Annotated in this window: 16 protein-coding genes and 1 other annotated feature; of the genes, 13 read left to right on the top strand and 3 right to left on the bottom strand. The window is 53.4% G+C overall.

Translation table 11 applies throughout. The features are described 5' to 3' along the window. Window positions 1–23 precede the first annotated feature (23 nt). From gyrB to AL515_RS01300, 6 genes are all read left to right on the top strand, one after another. Window positions 24–2,438 carry a DNA topoisomerase (ATP-hydrolyzing) subunit B gene (gene gyrB, locus AL515_RS01325; RefSeq protein WP_048213771.1) on the top strand — a complete coding sequence of 805 codons (2,415 nt, stop codon included), beginning with the start codon at window positions 24–26 and terminating at the stop codon, window positions 2,436–2,438. Window positions 2,439–2,651: 213 nt separating this feature from the next. Further along, entirely contained in the window at window positions 2,652–3,464 is an 813-nt protein-coding gene (yidA, locus tag AL515_RS01320) for a sugar-phosphatase (protein ID WP_048213770.1), read from the top strand. Window positions 3,465–3,636: 172 nt separating this feature from the next. Next, window positions 3,637–4,647 carry a hypothetical protein gene (locus tag AL515_RS01315; RefSeq protein ID WP_061066892.1) on the top strand — a complete coding sequence of 337 codons (1,011 nt, stop codon included), beginning with the start codon at window positions 3,637–3,639 and terminating at the stop codon, window positions 4,645–4,647. Window positions 4,648–4,652: 5 nt separating this feature from the next. Beyond that, window positions 4,653–5,774 carry a BamA/TamA family outer membrane protein gene (locus AL515_RS01310; RefSeq protein WP_086523819.1) on the top strand — a complete coding sequence of 374 codons (1,122 nt, stop codon included), beginning with the start codon at window positions 4,653–4,655 and terminating at the stop codon, window positions 5,772–5,774. Further along, window positions 5,771–6,895 (top strand): DUF4056 domain-containing protein, encoded by a 1,125-nt coding sequence (locus tag AL515_RS01305; RefSeq protein ID WP_370528892.1) that lies wholly within the window; start codon window positions 5,771–5,773, stop codon window positions 6,893–6,895. The genes AL515_RS01310 and AL515_RS01305 overlap by 4 nt, the downstream gene beginning before the upstream one ends. Before the next feature lie 64 nt (window positions 6,896–6,959). After that, window positions 6,960–8,186: a DUF3748 domain-containing protein gene (locus tag AL515_RS01300; protein WP_061066890.1), complete on the top strand. Its 1,227-nt coding sequence runs from the start codon at window positions 6,960–6,962 to the stop codon at window positions 8,184–8,186. Between the two features lies 1 nt (window position 8,187). On the opposite strand, the gene AL515_RS01295 is transcribed toward AL515_RS01300, so the two are convergent. Beyond that, window positions 8,188–8,520 (bottom strand): YceK/YidQ family lipoprotein, encoded by a 333-nt coding sequence (locus tag AL515_RS01295; RefSeq protein ID WP_162873168.1) that lies wholly within the window; start codon window positions 8,518–8,520, stop codon window positions 8,188–8,190. A 239-nt stretch (window positions 8,521–8,759) separates the two neighbouring features. After that, window positions 8,760–8,832, top strand: a sequence feature (ROSE (Repression Of Heat Shock gene Expression) occurs in the 5'-region of heat shock genes and acts as an RNA thermometer to modulate expression.). Here AL515_RS01295 and ibpA point away from each other — a divergent pair. The 6 genes from ibpA (at window position 8,826) to AL515_RS01265 (ending at window position 13,004) form a co-directional block, all read left to right on the top strand. Next, window positions 8,826–9,239: a small heat shock chaperone IbpA gene (ibpA, locus tag AL515_RS01290; protein ID WP_040231504.1), complete on the top strand. Its 414-nt coding sequence runs from the start codon at window positions 8,826–8,828 to the stop codon at window positions 9,237–9,239. Its footprint overlaps the feature before it by 7 nt. Window positions 9,240–9,333: 94 nt before the next feature. After that, window positions 9,334–9,762: a small heat shock chaperone IbpB gene (gene ibpB / locus AL515_RS01285; RefSeq protein ID WP_005121488.1), complete on the top strand. Its 429-nt coding sequence runs from the start codon at window positions 9,334–9,336 to the stop codon at window positions 9,760–9,762. Window positions 9,763–9,886: 124 nt separating this feature from the next. Further along, window positions 9,887–11,548, top strand: a complete 1,662-nt coding sequence (locus tag AL515_RS01280) for a putative transporter (RefSeq protein WP_048213765.1) — start codon at window positions 9,887–9,889, stop codon at window positions 11,546–11,548. A gap of 229 nt (window positions 11,549–11,777) precedes the next feature. Further along, window positions 11,778–12,125 (top strand): YidH family protein, encoded by a 348-nt coding sequence (locus AL515_RS01275; RefSeq protein ID WP_005121491.1) that lies wholly within the window; start codon window positions 11,778–11,780, stop codon window positions 12,123–12,125. Then, entirely contained in the window at window positions 12,115–12,477 is a 363-nt protein-coding gene (locus tag AL515_RS01270) for a DUF202 domain-containing protein (protein WP_048213764.1), read from the top strand. Before AL515_RS01275 ends, AL515_RS01270 begins: the two co-directional genes overlap by 11 nt. Beyond that, a complete protein-coding gene (locus AL515_RS01265; protein ID WP_048213763.1) occupies window positions 12,474–13,004 on the top strand; it encodes a radical SAM protein in 531 nt (176 codons plus the stop codon). The genes AL515_RS01270 and AL515_RS01265 overlap by 4 nt, the downstream gene beginning before the upstream one ends. 12 nt (window positions 13,005–13,016) lie before the next feature. Here the strand turns inward: AL515_RS01265 and dsdA are convergent, their stop codons facing one another. Beyond that, window positions 13,017–14,339, bottom strand: a complete 1,323-nt coding sequence (dsdA, locus tag AL515_RS01260; RefSeq protein WP_061066889.1) for a D-serine ammonia-lyase — start codon at window positions 14,337–14,339, stop codon at window positions 13,017–13,019. A gap of 17 nt (window positions 14,340–14,356) precedes the next feature. Beyond that, window positions 14,357–15,694, bottom strand: coding sequence for a D-serine transporter DsdX (gene dsdX / locus AL515_RS01255; protein WP_048233068.1), 1,338 nt, complete (start codon window positions 15,692–15,694; stop codon window positions 14,357–14,359). Between the two features lie 229 nt (window positions 15,695–15,923). On the opposite strand from dsdX, the gene dsdC reads away from it, so the two are divergent. Further along, the gene (gene dsdC / locus AL515_RS01250; protein ID WP_061068784.1) at window positions 15,924–16,850 is read left to right on the top strand and encodes a DNA-binding transcriptional regulator DsdC; all 927 of its coding nucleotides are present in this window, start codon (window positions 15,924–15,926) and stop codon (window positions 16,848–16,850) included. The last annotated feature ends 17 nt before the right edge of the window (window positions 16,851–16,867 follow it).

Genomic DNA, 16,867 nt, shown 5'->3' with positions numbered 1-16,867 from the left:
GATAAAATGAGCGAGAAACGTTGATGTCGAATTCTTATGACTCCTCCAGTATCAAAGTCCTGAAAGGACTGGATGCGGTGCGTAAGCGCCCGGGTATGTATATCGGCGACACGGATGACGGCACCGGTCTGCACCACATGGTATTCGAGGTGGTAGATAACGCTATCGACGAAGCGCTCGCGGGTCACTGTAAAGATATCGTGGTAACGATTCACGCTGACAACTCCGTGTCCGTTACCGATGATGGCCGTGGTATCCCAACCGGTATTCACCCGGAAGAGGGCGTTTCGGCAGCGGAAGTTATCATGACCGTTTTGCACGCAGGCGGTAAATTCGATGATAACTCCTATAAAGTTTCCGGCGGTCTGCACGGTGTGGGTGTTTCCGTCGTTAACGCCCTGTCACAGAAGCTGGAACTGGTGATTCGTCGTGAAGGCAAAGTGCATCAGCAAACTTACGTGCACGGTGTGCCGCAGGCGCCGCTGGCAGTAACTGGCGAAACAGAAATGACGGGGACTCAGGTCCGTTTCTGGCCAAGCCACGAAACCTTTACCAACGTCGTTGAATTCGAATACGACATTCTGGCGAAGCGTCTGCGTGAGCTGTCATTCCTGAACTCTGGCGTCTCTATTCGTCTGCGCGACAAGCGCGACGGCAAAGAAGACCATTTCCACTACGAAGGTGGCATCAAGGCGTTTGTTGAATACCTCAACAAAAACAAAACGCCGATCCACCCGAATATCTTCTACTTCTCCACCGAAAAAGACGGTATCGGCGTTGAAGTTGCGCTGCAGTGGAACGATGGTTTCCAGGAAAACATCTACTGCTTCACCAACAACATTCCGCAGCGTGATGGCGGTACTCACCTTGCAGGCTTCCGTGCGGCGATGACCCGTACCCTGAACGCCTACATGGACAAAGAAGGCTACAGCAAAAAAGCGAAAGTCAGCGCCACCGGTGACGATGCCCGTGAAGGCCTGATTGCCGTTGTTTCCGTGAAGGTACCGGATCCGAAATTCTCCTCCCAGACCAAAGACAAGCTGGTCTCTTCTGAGGTGAAATCGGCGGTAGAACAGCAGATGAACGAACTGCTGAGCGAATACCTGCTGGAAAACCCGTCTGACGCGAAAATCGTCGTCGGCAAAATTATTGATGCGGCGCGTGCTCGTGAAGCGGCACGTCGTGCGCGTGAAATGACCCGCCGTAAAGGTGCGCTGGACTTAGCGGGTCTGCCGGGCAAACTGGCGGACTGTCAGGAACGCGACCCGGCTCACTCTGAACTGTACCTGGTGGAAGGGGACTCAGCGGGCGGCTCTGCGAAGCAGGGACGTAACCGTAAAAACCAGGCGATTCTGCCGCTGAAGGGTAAAATTCTTAACGTTGAGAAGGCGCGCTTCGACAAGATGCTCTCTTCTCAGGAAGTGGCGACGCTGATCACCGCACTGGGCTGTGGCATCGGTCGTGACGAGTACAACCCGGACAAACTGCGTTATCACAGCATCATCATCATGACTGATGCGGACGTCGATGGCTCGCACATCCGTACGCTGCTGTTGACCTTCTTCTATCGTCAGATGCCGGAAATCGTTGAGCGCGGCCACGTCTACATTGCGCAGCCGCCGCTGTACAAAGTGAAGAAAGGCAAGCAGGAACAGTACATCAAAGACGATGAAGCGATGGATCAGTACCAGATCTCTATCGCCCTTGATGGTGCCACGCTGCACACCAATGCCCACGCGCCGGCGCTGGCGGGTGATGCGCTGGAAAAACTGGTTTCTGAATACAACGCCACGCAGAAAATGATTGGCCGTATGGAACGCCGTTTCCCGAAAGCGCTGTTGAAAGAACTGGTTTATCAACCGACGCTGGCTGAAGCCGATCTCACTGATGAAGCGAAAGTCACTGCCTGGGTTTCCCAACTGGTTAACGTGCTGAATGAAAACGAAATGCACGGCAGCACCTGGAACAGCTTTGTGCGTAAAGACGCTGAACTGAACCTGTTCGAGCCGGTGATCCGCGTGCGTACCCACGGTGTTGATACCGACTATCCGCTGGATCACGAGTTTGTGACCGGCGGCGAATACCGTCGTATCTGCACGCTGGGTGAGAAACTACGTGGCCTGATCGAAGACGATGCGTTTATCGAACGTGGCGAGCGTCGTCAGCCGGTTGCCAGCTTCGAGCAGGCGCTGGACTGGCTGGTGAAAGAGTCCCGTCGTGGCCTCGCGATTCAGCGCTATAAAGGTCTGGGCGAGATGAACCCGGAACAGCTGTGGGAAACTACCATGGACCCGGAAAGCCGCCGTATGCTGCGCGTTACCGTGAAGGATGCGATTGCCGCTGACCAGTTGTTCACCACGCTGATGGGTGATGCTGTTGAACCGCGTCGTGCATTTATCGAAGAAAACGCCCTGAAAGCGGCGAATATCGATATCTAACATGTACCTCAGGCCTGCTCCTGTAGGCCTGATAAGCGAAGCGCCATCAGGCAGTTCGTCTGCGTTTGCCGGATGGCGGCTCAGGCCCTATCCGCCCTACCATCGATTGTCAAAAGGGGAATCCCGATTCCCCTTTCCATCCCCCTTTTCGTAGCTGTTTTTTGAGCGGAATCGCGTTAGCATGAGGATGGACTCATTTAATCCGGGGAACTCATGGCTATCAAACTTATTGCTATCGACATGGATGGCACACTTCTGCTGCCCGATCACACCATTTCACCAGCGGTCAAAACGGCGATTGCCGCGGCACGCGCGCGAGGTGTGAATGTGGTGCTGACCACGGGGCGCCCGTATGCTGGCGTCCACAGCTATCTGAAAGAACTGCATATGGAACAACCCGGTGACTACTGCATTACCTACAACGGTGCGCTGGTGCAGAAAGCCGGAGATGGAAGCACCGTCGCGCAAACCGCGCTGAGCTATGATGATTACCGCTTCCTGGAACAACTCTCCAGGACGGTCGGTTCGCATTTCCACGCACTCGATCGCAATACTCTGTATACCGCCAACCGTGATATCAGTTACTACACGGTGCATGAGTCTTTTGTCGCGACCATCCCGCTGGTGTTCTGTGAAGCAGAGAAAATGGACCCGGCGACCCAGTTCCTGAAAGTGATGATGATTGATGAACCAGAAATCCTCGATCAAGCCATCTCGCGTATTCCAGCAGAGGTAAAAGAGAAGTACACCGTACTGAAAAGTGCGCCGTATTTCCTCGAAATTCTGGATAAACGCGTTAATAAAGGCACTGGCGTGAAATCGCTGGCCGATGCGTTAGGAATTAAAGCCGAAGAGGTGATGGCGATTGGCGATCAGGAAAATGATATCGCGATGATCGAATACGCAGGCGTAGGCGTTGCAATGGATAATGCTATTTCGTCGGTGAAAGAAGTGGCTAACTTCGTGACGAAATCCAATCTTGAAGACGGCGTAGCCTGGGCGATTGAGAAATACGTTCTCTCCTGATACACGTATGCCTGGCTTCGGCCAGGCATAAAACATTAAGAATGTTATAAAAATCATGTTTGTATTATCAGATGTGAAATCGCACATTAATCCCCCCACTTAGCACGTAACTTCTATACTCTCCCCCCTTCTTTTATATTCGGGCGATTCCTGCCTGCAACTATGTTTCCTTATGACTAACACACGCATCCGCCTGGTGTTGATGACGTCTTCCTGTTTGGCTTTTCAGGCCTGGGCTGCGACGGATTCTGGCTCAACATTGACACCGCTGTATGACTATCAGGACTATGGTCAGGCTACTTCTTTGCCGACAAAACCCGCGGCTAAACCAACCACAAGCCACTCTGTTTTGCCGTTTTTAGGTGAGGAGGCACGTAAACGAGGCTACGACCTGCCTGAGCCGTTTGGCGTGAATATTAACTACATGAATATCAGGCAAAACATTAATGTAGACAGCATCAATTTCAACGGTCTTTCCCTGCGCGGTCACTCGTTGGATAACGCGTTTAAAATCAACGTCGGCAACACCCGGGAGAGAAGTAAAACCGAAACCTTAAAACTGGATGCCTGGCTGCTGCCCTTTATGAACGTCTATGGTCTGATTGGCTATACCGACGGACACTCTGTTTCGCAGATAGGTGTAGGAATCAAAGGACCACGTAAATACCGTACACCAGCCAATTTGCAGAATCTGGCATTTCAGCTCGACTTTAAAGGCACAACCTACGGTGTAGGAACGACTCTGGTTGGTGGAGTGGGCAACTGGTTTACGGCTTTTGATGCCAACTATACGCAAACACAGTTCGATATCCTTGATGGCAGTATTAATGCCTTTACCATCTCTCCGCGTGTAGGTTATCGCTTTACCACTCCCGGCATGGAGACCCTGCACATGCCATCCGGTAAGTTAAATCTGTGGGTGGGCAGCATGTATCAGGATGTGCAGCAAGAATTTAGCGGCAGCCTGAACGATCTCACGATGCCTTCTGCGGCGCTGCAAAAAATGGTGGATATTGCGAACAAGGATAGCAATGGTCGCTTCGATGTTAAACAACACCTGCAATCCCCCTGGAACGTGCTGGTAGGCGCGCAATATGAGTTGACCCGCAACGTTAATATCACCACCGAAATTGGCTTCGCCGACCGTAATAGCTTCTTTGCTGCGGGAGAGTATCGTTTTTGACGCGCATCGGCCTGCTTCTGTTTTTCTGCCTGTTTGCCGGATACGTTCAGTCGGCGCTGCCGACCCGCAATGAGATTGACGGCTGGCTGAATAAACTGGGCGCCAGCGATAACTTTAACGCTACTAAAGGTATCGACTGGGGAGTGATGCCTGGGCCGTTTTATACCCCGGAACTGGGGCTGGGGATCGGGACGGCGGTAGTGGGGATGTATCGACCCGATCCGAACGATACGGTGAGTCAAAACTCGACGCTGACGTTGAGCGGCTACTTTAGCTCAACGGGGGCCTTTGGCATCACGATGCAAAATTATGCTTTTTTCGCCGACGATCGCTGGCGTTTCTTTCTTAATGGCGCATTAACAGATACCCCAACCTACTACTGGGGGCAGGGTTTTAGCGCCGGAGATAAAGATAGCCAAAAACAGCAATATACCGCTCAGGTCCTGGATTTGCGTCCAACGCTATACCGGCGGTTAGCGCCTAACATCTATCTGGGGGTCGGCTGGTCGCTGAATACCCAGCATGCTGCGCAAATGGACGACAACGATCCGCCGAAAATTGAAACTACGCCGCAGGGGGCATCGGTTCTCAGTTCCGGGAGTAGCGTGGAACTGAGCTGGGACGATCGTGATTTCGTACCCAATCCGCGTAAAGGGCAGTATGCCGATGTGCGCTACACCCGCTTTACTCCTGAGGTGGGGAGCGATACCCGGTTTGATGAATACCAGTTGCATTACAGCCGTTACCACTCGCTGGACGATAAAAACGTGCTGGCATGGGAGGCGGATGGCACGTTTACCCAGGGAGCAGTGCCATGGAGCATGATGCCGCTGCTCGGTAGCAATCAACGCATGCGCGGTTATTACGAAGGGCGCTATCGGGACAAGAATGTCGTCAGCGGGCAACTTGAGTATCGCCGCAAGCTCGATTGGCGGCACGGCGTGGTCGGTTGGCTGGGTGCAGGGACTATGGGGCCATCATTTAGTGCGCTGGACGACGGACGACTCCTGCCCTCGGCAGGAGTCGGTTATCGCTTTGAATTCAAGCCGCGCGTCAACGTACGCCTGGATTACGGCATCGGCAAAGGCAGCAGCGGTTTCTATTTTCAGGTCGGAGAGGCATTTTGAGCAGGTTGCTGAAAACTATGTCGTTACTGGCATCACTTCTCGCAGGCAGCGCTGGGGCGGCACTACCAGTGGCATTAGATCTGTCTCCGCAGGTAACAACGAGAGCGACCACCGCGTGGCCTGCTATGCCGCCACAGCCACTGCCTAAAGGGTTACGTCCTTGCTGTGCATTTGGCTACAACTTGCATGCGGAATTGCTGGGCATGCCGGTACCGTTTTATCAGCTGGATAACGTGGTCCCGGCGAGCCACCTTGGATTGCATCAGTACAACGATAGCATGCTGGCCGGGCTGGAAAACCTGACCGGTTTAAGCCGTGAAAATAACGGCATTCTCTACACCACGCACGGTGGCTTTATTGATACCGCCCACGTGCGTGATACCGCTGATATGACGGTCTATATCTTTAGTCAGATCCTACCGAAACTGGGGCAGGCTTTTACGCTCGATCTGGATAGCGAACTGGCCCAGCGTCGGTTAGTGTTTAATGCCTTTACACCACCAACCGATCCTGTCGCGCGTTACACGCTGGCAGCCTGGCTGGCCGCTCATCTGGCGTTTCAGGTCGCGGAGTGGCATGAAATTGCGCAATGGTATGGTTTTGAGTCTGTTCCCGGATTTTCTGAAGGTGTTTCTGCTTTTTCGCCAGAGGATCTGTACTCTAATCTGCTTGGTGCCCGCCTGGCGGTGTCGCTGATTCTGGAGGGGCAAACAGTTTCTCAGGGGGTTTACGAGGTGGCGATGGGGACGGCACTTCGCCAGGCTCTTGTCCATCTTGGCGCTCAGTCGCCGGAACTCACCCGTTTCCATTTCGATATGCTGGACGGCCGCTGGTGGAACAGTCGGCGTCGGGTGCCGGAAAAGTATCTGGTGCTGCGGCGTAACTATCAGATGGGGGATAATCGTTTGCCGACACGCGTGCCTGGCGAGCGGGCTGTTCTGCAGCGACTGGCGCTGCCGCACCGCTGGCAGGGCGTTGATCTCAATGCTGTCGGAGAGTTGCAACTGTGGCCGGGTACAGCAATGGAGCAGTTACCGCCACCCATTCGTTACTATACGTTCGAGGACTTCCCCGCTTTGGCTGTGAACGCTCAGCAAGCTGATGCGCTTGCGGCCCGCTAAAGGCTTATGGGATACGCGCTGTGCGTGGTAAAAAGGAGCGGTATTTTTCGTCCGGGACACCACCATGAAACAAATCACCTTTGCAGCGCGTAATCATCAGCTTACCAATATCAACACCTGGACACCGGACAGCCAGTGGCTGGTCTTTGATGTGCGTCCTTCCGGTGCATCGTTTACCGGAGAGACGATTGAACGCGTCAATATTCACACCGGTGAGGTGGCGGTGATTTACCGTGCTACGCAAGGCGCACACGTCGGCGTGGTGACCGTTCATCCAAAAGCTGAAAAATATGTGTTCATTCATGGACCAGAAAACCCTGATGAAACATGGTATTACGATTTTCATCATCGACGTGGTGTGATTGCTACGCAGGCAGAGGTGGGGAATCTGGATGCGATGGATATTACTGCGCCGTATACCCCAGGCGCGCTGCGCGGTGGTAGTCATGTGCATGTTTTTAGCCCAAACGGCGAGTTTGTCAGTTTCACCTATAACGATCACGTGCTACATGAGCGCTCACCGGCGCTGGATTTACGCAATGTCGGCGTTGCTGCGCCGTATGGGCCGGTGAAGGTCTCCGCGCAGCATCCCCGTGAATACAGCGGGAACTCTTGGTGCGTGCTGGTGAGCCAGACGACACCAACGCCAAAACCGGGGAGCGATGAGATTAACCGCGCTTATGAAGAAGGCTGGGTGGGGGATCATACGCTGGCCTTTATCGGCGACACGTTGTCTGTCAGTGGCGAAAAAGTACCGGAACTGTTTATCGTTGATTTGCCACGCCATGAAAGTGGCTGGAAACAGCCTGGCGAGGCACCTCTGGAAGGAACGGAAGCAACAATGCCTGCGCCACCAGCCGGCATCGTTCAGCGCCGTCTGACGTTTACTCATGATCGCGCCTTCCCGGGGCTGGTGAATCAACCGCGGCATTGGGTGCGCAGTAATCCAACGGCAGCCGAAATTGCGTTTCTGATGCGTGATGACAACGGTATCGTGCAGTTATGGTTGATTTCCCCACAGGGAGGAGAACCGCGTCAGCTTACCCGCTGTGACACGGATATTCAGTCAGCATTCAACTGGCATCCGTCGGGAAAATGGTTGGGATTTGTACTGCAGAACAGAATCGCTTGTTGTGATGCGCAGACGGGAGAGATTGAATTTTTAACGACCAGCCATGGCAACCCACCTTCAGCAGATGCGATCGTCTTCTCTCCTGATGGCCGACAGGTTGCATGGATGGAAGACGTCGACGGTTTCCGCCAGCTATGGGTGACAGAAACCAGACGTTAACTTAAGGCGCAGGCATTTGAGCTGGGGGGATAACGGCGTTGGTGGCTTGCGTTCTCTCCTCGCTCTTTTCTACGCGAGATCGAACCGAGTTATCTTTGCGAAAGAGATCCCACGGAAGCAGTACCGTATCCAGAACCGCGGTAAAAGGCATATCCAGAATCGCCAGCGACTTTGTTCCCCAGTTTGTATCACTTTCGCTAATCATTGTGGCGCTGGCGCGCGTGCCAGGATATATCCCTTCTTTCCCTCCGGTATGTGACATCACGCTGGAACAGCCGCTGATAAAAACCATCCCGCTGCACATCATCAGTGTTAACACTATTTTTTTTATCATCATTATTTCATCTGCTAATCATCGTGTTTGCAGGGTGAGTTAAAGCGATCCGTTGCGAAAATAACATCACCATCTTGTCGCACTGTGGCGGCAATCGCGATTTAACGATAACGACTGCTCCCCCCAGTGTATGCAATAGACAACAAACTGCAAAAAAAGTCAGAGGAGTACGCTTGAAAAGTTTGTATTAAGACCCATTTTTAGGGTGTAGACAAATGAAGGGCATGCCTGATGGGTGTCCTGGCTACCTGACCTGTCCAAGATGGAAGGTCCAACATTCTCGCTGATTTCAGGAGCTATTGATTATGCGTAACTTTGATTTATCCCCGCTATACCGTTCTGCTATTGGATTTGATCGTCTGTTTAACCTGCTGGAAAACAACCAGGGCCAAAGCAATGGTGGCTACCCTCCGTACAACGTTGAGCTGGTAGACGAAAACCACTACCGCATTGCGATTGCCGTTGCGGGCTTTGCTGAAAGCGAGCTGGAAATTACCGCCCAGGATAATTTGCTGGTGGTGAAAGGCGCGCATGCGGACGAGCAAAAAGAACGTACTTACCTGTACCAGGGTATTGCCGAACGCAACTTCGAACGCAAGTTCCAGTTAGCGGAGAACATCCACGTTCGCGGCGCAAACCTGGTAAACGGTCTGCTGTATATCGAGCTTGAGCGCGTGATTCCTGAAGCGAACAAACCGCGCCGCATCGAAATCAACTAATTTATCTGTCGGGCCGCTTGCGCGGCCCTGCTAAGCACAGGCTTGCCGTCAGGGAGCCGAAAGGTACTTACTCGCTTCTTAGAAGGAGAATATTATGCGTAACTACGATTTATCCCCACTGCTGCGTCAATGGATCGGTTTTGACAAACTGGCCAATGCATTACAAAACGCTGGTGAAAGCCAAAGCTTCCCACCCTATAACATCGAAAAGAGCGATGATAACCACTACCGCATTACCCTTGCGTTAGCCGGTTTCCGTCAGGAAGATTTGGATATTCAACTGGAAGGCACGCGTCTGACCGTAAAAGGTACGCCGCAGCAGCCGGAAAAAGAGACCAAATGGTTGCATCAGGGGCTGGTCACTCAATCATTCAGTCTGAGCTTTACGTTGGCTGAAAATATGGAAGTCTCCGGCGCAAGCTTCACCAATGGCTTACTGCATATTGATTTGACCCGTAATGAACCTGAAACCATTGCTCCACAACGTATCGCCATCAGCGAACGTCCCGCATTAAATAGCTAAATAGCTCCAGGCCTTTGCCCCGCCAGAAATGACGGGGCTTTTTTGTGCTTTACCCCCCATACATTGCGCTTGTACTCTGCGAGAATCCATTTACTTAATGATGTTATTCACAGGGAACAGAAGAATGAGTGATATAGCATTGACGGTCAGCGTTCTGGCATTGGTGGCGGTTGTCGGGTTATGGATCGGCAACATTAAAGTACGGGGCGTTGGTTTTGGCATCGGAGGCGTACTGTTCGGCGGTATCATCGTCGGACACTTTGTCGATCAGGCAGGGATGACCCTGAGCGGCGATATGTTGCATTTTATTCAGGAATTTGGCCTGATACTCTTCGTCTATACCATCGGCATCCAGGTAGGGCCGGGTTTCTTTGCCTCACTGCGTGTTTCGGGACTGCGTCTGAACCTGTTTGCAGTGCTGATCGTGATTATCGGGGGGCTGGTTACCGCGCTTCTGCATAAGATCTTCGCTATTCCGCTGCCTGTGGTGCTGGGGATCTTCTCCGGCGCGGTCACCAATACGCCCGCACTGGGTGCCGGGCAGCAAATTCTGCGCGATCTGGGTACGCCGGGGGATGTGGTCGATCAGATGGGGATGAGCTATGCCATGGCTTATCCTTTCGGTATTTGCGGCATTTTGCTCACAATGTGGCTGATGCGCCTCATTTTCCGCGTGAACGTTGAGTCCGAAGCTCAGCAGCATGAATCAACGCTGACCAACGGTCATACGCTGATTCAGACGATGAACATTCGTGTTGAAAACCCGAACCTCAATAATATGGCGATTCAGGATGTCCCCATTCTGAACAGCGACAAAATCATCTGTTCACGCCTGAAGCGAGATGAAACGTTAATGGTGCCGTCGCCGGGGACGATTATCCAGATGGGCGATCTGCTTCACCTGGTCGGACAGCCTGGCGATCTGCATAATGCGAAGGTGGTGATTGGGCAGGAAGTGGACACTTCGCTGTCAACGCGGGGTACGGATTTGCGTGTTGAACGTGTCGTTGTGACCAACGAACAGGTGCTTGGCAAGCGGATCCGTGACCTGCACTTTAAAGAACGTTACGACGTGGTGATTTCCCGTCTGAACCGCGCGGGCGTTGAGCTGGTCGCCAGCAGCGATGCCAGCCTGCAATTTGGCGATATCCTCAATCTGGTGGGGCGTCCTTCGTCGATTGATGCCGTTGCCAATGTTGTGGGTAACGCACAGCAAAAACTGCAGCAGGTGCAGATGTTGCCGGTGTTTATTGGGATCGGGCTGGGGGTGTTGTTGGGTTCAATCCCGCTGTTTATCCCCGGTTTCCCGGTGGCATTAAAACTGGGGCTGGCCGGTGGACCACTGATTATGGCGCTGATTTTGGGGCGTATTGGCAGTATCGGTAAGCTGTATTGGTTTATGCCTCCCAGCGCGAACCTGGCGTTGCGAGAGTTGGGTATCGTACTGTTCCTCGCGGTGGTTGGTCTGAAGTCAGGCGGTGATTTTGTTCATACCCTGACGCAGGGCGACGGTCTGAGCTGGGTGGGCTACGGTATTTTTATCACCGCAATCCCGCTGATTACCGTCGGTCTGCTGGCGCGCCTTCTCACCAAAATGAACTACCTGACGCTGTGTGGCATGTTGGCTGGCTCAATGACCGATCCTCCTGCGCTGGCGTTTGCTAACAACCTGCATGCCACCAGCGGGGCGGCAGCGCTCTCCTACGCCACCGTTTATCCGCTGGTCATGTTCCTGAGGATTATCACCCCACAACTGCTGGCGGTGCTCTTCTGGGGATTAGGTTAAAACTGACCTATCCAGTCAGCATATCCAGGAATGCCTGATGCGCTGCGCTTATCCGACCTACATCGTTCACTGTAGGCCGGATAAGGCGCCAGTCGCCATCCGGCATTTCAAAGCACATCTCTCTTTTCCATTGTCTCATCACATTACACTCCCTTTCGTTTGCGAATCAGGTTCATACTCTTTCACTGTTCCGGTATAACGACCAGACTACAATATTGAAGGAGTCGCCATGAAGATTTCCCGCCTTGGAGAAGCGCCGGATTACCGCTTCTCGCTGGCAAATGAACGTACCTTTCTGGCGTGGATCCGCACTGCGCTGGGTTTTCTGGCGGCGGGGGTTGGCCTTGATCAACTGGCCCCGGATTTTGCCACGCCGGTCATCCGTGAGGCACTTGCCTTGTTGCTGTGTCTGTTTGCGGGTGGTCTGGCGATCTACGGTTATCTGCGCTGGTTGCGAAATGAAAAGGCGATGCGTCTGAAAGAGGACATGCCGTACACCAACAGCCTGCTGATTATCAGCGTCATGCTGACGCTTGTGGCGGTGATTGTTATGGCGCTGGTGCTGTATGCCGGGTAGTCGTAAGGCCCGTCGCCAGTCCGATCCTGGTCTACAACCGGAACGGACATCGCTGGCCTGGTTTCGCACGTTGCTAGGCTATGGCGCACTGATGGCGCTGGCGATTAAGCATAACTGGCATCAGGCGGGAGCGTTATTCTGGGTTTCAATAGCGGTGCTGGCAATTGTGGCGATTATTCTCTGGCGCTACACCCGCAGCCGTAACCTGATGGATGTTACGCATAGCGATTTTTCTGAATCTCGTGCGGTGCGTGACAAATTTATGATCTCCCTCGCGGTGTTATCCCTTGCAATACTGTTTGCTGTAACACACGTTCGCCAACTTATCGTATATATCGGGAATTTTGCATGACAGTATGTGAGGACATGGATGTTAGTGAGGGTATTTTAAAGGTGGTGATTGATCACCAGAAGAGTTTGCAACCTATTGAACTGTACCGTGATTTACGACAAGGCGATGTTCGTCTCGTACAGTTTATCCCTCTGATTAAGCGCGATGAAGCAGGCAACCTGACGGCTGAATCTGTCACACCAGAAGGGTGGGGGCAGTTTTTAAATACGATATTTGATATCTGGGTTCGTGAAGATATTAATCGGGTATCTATTCAGCTTTTTGATAAAACTCTGCGTCGATGGTGTGGTCTGGCGGTTCAAATTGAACGGCAATCGACCTCACAGCAGAGCGTGCGTTGTCGGTCATGTTCCTTATCGCAATTTTACCGTGGTGATTGCCCGGTGCATGGGGATACTCACGGGGAAAATGTGCTGTGTGCGGGATATCAGGCCTTCTTTGAACACTCATCACCCCATATGCGCGTCATGCGCGATCTGATTAAACAGCATCGCTCACCGATGGAGCTGATGGCGATGCTGCGTTGAGATCAGAGGGGGTTAGCGCCCTTTCGCCAGGTATTGCGCCATCTCGGTTTCCGGCACCATGCCGCCGCCGGTCGCCCACACCAGGTGCGTGGCGTTATTGAGCTGATCCGCGCTCAATCCTTGCATCTGCTGGTAATCCGTGGAGGCGCAAACGTGCTGAGGACCAGCCATGCCCGCCAGCGCCGATGGCTCAAGGCGAATACCTTCTTCCTGCGCTAGCCAGCCCAGCATATCGTACATAGTCTGATCGTCCAGGGTGTACAGTCCGTCGAGCAGGCGTTCCATCGCCCGGCCAACAAAGCCCGAGGCGCGACCGACTGCCAGCCCATCTGCCGCCGTCAGATTATCGATGCCGATATCCTGCACGGAAATGGTATCGTGCAGCCCGGTGTAAATCCCCAGCAGCATGCACGGGGAGTGGGTGGGTTCTGCGAAGAAGCAATGAACGTTGTCACCGAATGCCAGCTTCAGACCAAATGCTACCCCGCCAGGGCCACCACCCACACCGCATGGCAGGTAAACAAACAGCGGATGATCGGCATCCACCACGCGCCCCTGCTGGGCAAACTGCGCTTTCAGACGCTGACCGGCGACCGCATAGCCTAAGAATAGCGTGCGGGAATTTTCATCATCGATAAAGAAACAGTTTGGATCGGACTGCGCCGCCTTACGACCTTGTTCAACCGCCACGCCGTAATCTTCTTCGTACTCCACCACCGTCACGCCGTGGCTGCGCAGCCTGGATTTTTTCCACGCGCGGGCATCAGCAGACATATGGACCGTAACGTTGAAGCCGATTCGGGCGCTCATGATGCCGATAGACATCCCCAGGTTGCCAGTTGAACCTACTGCGATGCTGTACTGGCTGAAGAACTGTTTGAACTCAGGAGAAAGCAGAATGCTGTAATCATCATTTGTCGTTAGCAGACCGGCTTCCAGCGCCAGTTTTTCCGCGTGGGTCAGGACTTCATAAATGCCACCGCGGGCTTTAATCGAGCCTGAAATCGGCAAATGACTGTCTTTCTTCAGCAGGATTTCGCCGCTAATGTGCTGCCCGAACTCTTTTTCCAGCCGTTTTTGCATGGCCGGGATGGCGGCCAGCTCAGATTCGATAATGCCCCCAGTAGCGGCAGTTTCCGGGAAGGCCTGCGCCAGATACGGTGCGAAGCGCGTCAGACGCGCGTGGGCATCCTCAACGTCGTGTGCTGTCAGGCCAACATAGGGTAAACCTTCTGCAAGAGAGGTGGTGCCAGGGTTAAACCAGGTTGTCTCTTTCAGAGCCACCAGATCTTCCACTAAAGGATGCTGGGCGATAAGTGTTTGAATGTTTTCCATAGTCAGTCTCTTCGCGCTTAGATAATAAAGGAAAGCAGGAATGTGCAAGCCAGTGCAATAACGGACGCGATAAATGTCGCGGTCGTATAGTATTTGAACGTTTCATTCAGGGTGGCGCCGCAATACTGCTTCACCAGCCAGAACAGGGAATCGGTCACGATCGTGCAGCCAATAGCGCCGGAACCGATGGCAATGGCGATGATCTCCGGGCTTACGTTAGGGTAGAGTGGCAGCATCGGTGCCACGATTGCCGTTGCGCCCATCATCGCTACCGTGGCAGAACCCACCGCGGCATGCAGAATCAGTGCGACCAGCCATGCCAGCAGAATCGGGTGCATATGCATGTTTGAGAGGATCAGCGCCAGGGTATCCGCCAGCCCACTGCTCTTGAGGATAGCGTTGAATGCGCCGCCTGCACCGATAATCAGCAGAATGTTAGCAATCGAGCCAAAACCGTTTTCGGTGTGGGTCAGCAGCGCTCCCATACCAATGTGTTGACGCAGGCCGAGAATGTAGTAGGCCACGAAAACGGCGATAAACATCGCGGTGATCGGGTTACCAATAAACTCCAGCAGCGTATACAGCGTACCGCCTTTCGCCATGTTCAGCTCAGCGACGGTTTTGACCAGCATCAGGCCAATGGGTAACAGGACGGTAAACAGCGTGGCACCCAGCGACGGCAGCGTACTTTCGTCGCGCACTTTCAGGTCGGAAAACTCAGCCGGTACCGGTTTAAATGGCAGACGGTTACCGAGGAATTTCAGGTACAACGGTCCGCCGACAAGCGAAGCCATTAAACCCACCAGTAAGCCGTAGACAATCACGGTGCCAATGTCTGCGCCCAGCTTGTTCGCCACGAACAGAGCGGCTGGATGCGGAGGTACGACGCAGTGTACTGCCATCAGCGCCGTACACAGCGGAATCGCCAGCTTCAGTAATGAGGTATTGGTTTTTTTAGCAATCGAAAAGGCCAGTGGAATCAACAGCACCACGCCGACCTCAACGAACAGCGTGATCCCGCAAATCAGCCCGACCAACACCATAATGACGTCAGCGGAAAGCCAGCGGCAGCGCTGCAGCGTCAGACCGATGCGTTCGGCCGCGCCGGACACTTCCATCATTTTGCCCAAAATGGTCCCAAGGCCAATAACCGCCGCGAGGAAGCCCAGCGTACCGCCGATGCCGCTCTCAATGGCATTGACCATATCCAGCGGCCCCATCCCCATCATCGTACCCACGAAGAAACTGGCTAACAGCAGCGCCAGAAACGGGTGGAATTTGAACTTCACGATGGTCAAAACGATTAACACGATGCTTATCAGCAGCGTGCTCACAACCCAGATTTGAGAGTGCATAGCTCACCTTGCCCTGTGATTAATATAAGGTTATTGGACAAAAATAAGGCACCGTCTGACAAACGATATAAATCTCCTTTCACATGAGCCAGATTGCATCAAATGAGTGATTTACGTCTAATTACGCTGCATTTATGCGATATGATTCACCTTGATTCATCTTTGTGCTGATTTTTACAGCGAACTTTTTTACACTCCGGCGCATGAATCAGGAGGACTGGAGGTGAGTTTGGATCCCTTACGCGAGGGCAGAAACCGGCTGCTCAATGGCTGGCAGCTGTCAAAGCTGTATACCTTTGAAGTGGCGGCCCGGCATCAGTCGTTTGCGCTGGCGGCAGATGAGCTGTCGTTAAGCCCCAGCGCCGTCAGCCATCGCATTAATCAGCTGGAAGATGAGCTGGGCATTCAGCTGTTTGTCCGTTCACACCGTAAAGTGGAACTCACCCACGAGGGTAAGCGGGTGTTCTGGGCGCTGAAATCGTCGCTGGATACGCTGAATCAGGAAATCCTCGATATTAAAAACCAGGAGCTGTCCGGGACGCTTACCGTCTACTCACGGCCTTCTATCGCCCAGTGCTGGCTGGTTCCGGCGCTCGGCGACTTTACCCGTCGCTACCCGTCAATTTCACTGACCATCCTGACCGGCAACGACAACGTCAATTTACAGCGTGCCGGGGTCGATTTGGCTATCTATTTTGACGATGCGCCCTCCGCGCAGCTTACGCACCACTTCCTGATGGATGAAGAGATCCTGCCGGTATGCAGCCCGGACTACGCTCGCCGCCATGACCTTACCGGTTCGCTGGTGAATTTGCCGCACTGCACCTTGCTGCATGACAGACAGGCATGGAGTAACGACTCAGGAACCGATGAATGGCACAGTTGGGCGCAGCATTTTGCCGTGAATTTGCCGACATCATCGGGTATCGGCTTTGATCGTTCTGATTTAGCGGTAATTGCCGCCATGAACCATATCGGCGTGGCGATGGGCCGAAAGCGGCTGGTGCAGAAACGTCTCGACAGCGGGGAACTGGTCGCGCCTTTCGGTGATATGGCGCTGAAATGCCATCAACACTATTACATCACCACGCTGCCCGGCAGGCAGTGGCCAAAAATCGAGGCATTTATTGGCTGGCTGCAGGAGCAGGTTAAATAAGCGGGCCGCGAATATTT

This window comes from Citrobacter sp. FDAARGOS_156, from assembly GCF_001559235.2.
Lineage (GTDB): Bacteria > Pseudomonadota > Gammaproteobacteria > Enterobacterales > Enterobacteriaceae > Citrobacter > Citrobacter youngae.
The sequence above is the reverse complement of the archived record's forward strand: the minus strand, read 5'-3'. Positions and strand labels throughout refer to the sequence as shown.

Bases quoted from the DNA above. Each gene is read 5' to 3' on its own strand.
- gyrB (WP_048213771.1), top strand. From the start codon at position 24: ATGTCGAATTCTTATGACTCCTCCAGTATCAAAGTCCTGAAAGGACTG.
- yidA (WP_048213770.1), top strand. From the start codon at position 2,652: ATGGCTATCAAACTTATTGCTATCGACATGGATGGCACACTTCTGCTG.
- AL515_RS01315 (WP_061066892.1), top strand. From the start codon at position 3,637: ATGACTAACACACGCATCCGCCTGGTGTTGATGACGTCTTCCTGTTTG.
- AL515_RS01300 (WP_061066890.1), top strand. From the start codon at position 6,960: ATGAAACAAATCACCTTTGCAGCGCGTAATCATCAGCTTACCAATATC.
- AL515_RS01295 (WP_162873168.1), bottom strand. From the start codon at position 8,520: ATGATAAAAAAAATAGTGTTAACACTGATGATGTGCAGCGGGATGGTT.
- ibpA (WP_040231504.1), top strand. From the start codon at position 8,826: ATGCGTAACTTTGATTTATCCCCGCTATACCGTTCTGCTATTGGATTT.
- ibpB (WP_005121488.1), top strand. From the start codon at position 9,334: ATGCGTAACTACGATTTATCCCCACTGCTGCGTCAATGGATCGGTTTT.
- AL515_RS01280 (WP_048213765.1), top strand. From the start codon at position 9,887: ATGAGTGATATAGCATTGACGGTCAGCGTTCTGGCATTGGTGGCGGTT.
- AL515_RS01275 (WP_005121491.1), top strand. From the start codon at position 11,778: ATGAAGATTTCCCGCCTTGGAGAAGCGCCGGATTACCGCTTCTCGCTG.
- AL515_RS01270 (WP_048213764.1), top strand. From the start codon at position 12,115: ATGCCGGGTAGTCGTAAGGCCCGTCGCCAGTCCGATCCTGGTCTACAA.
- AL515_RS01265 (WP_048213763.1), top strand. From the start codon at position 12,474: ATGACAGTATGTGAGGACATGGATGTTAGTGAGGGTATTTTAAAGGTG.
- dsdA (WP_061066889.1), bottom strand. From the start codon at position 14,339: ATGGAAAACATTCAAACACTTATCGCCCAGCATCCTTTAGTGGAAGAT.
- dsdX (WP_048233068.1), bottom strand. From the start codon at position 15,694: ATGCACTCTCAAATCTGGGTTGTGAGCACGCTGCTGATAAGCATCGTG.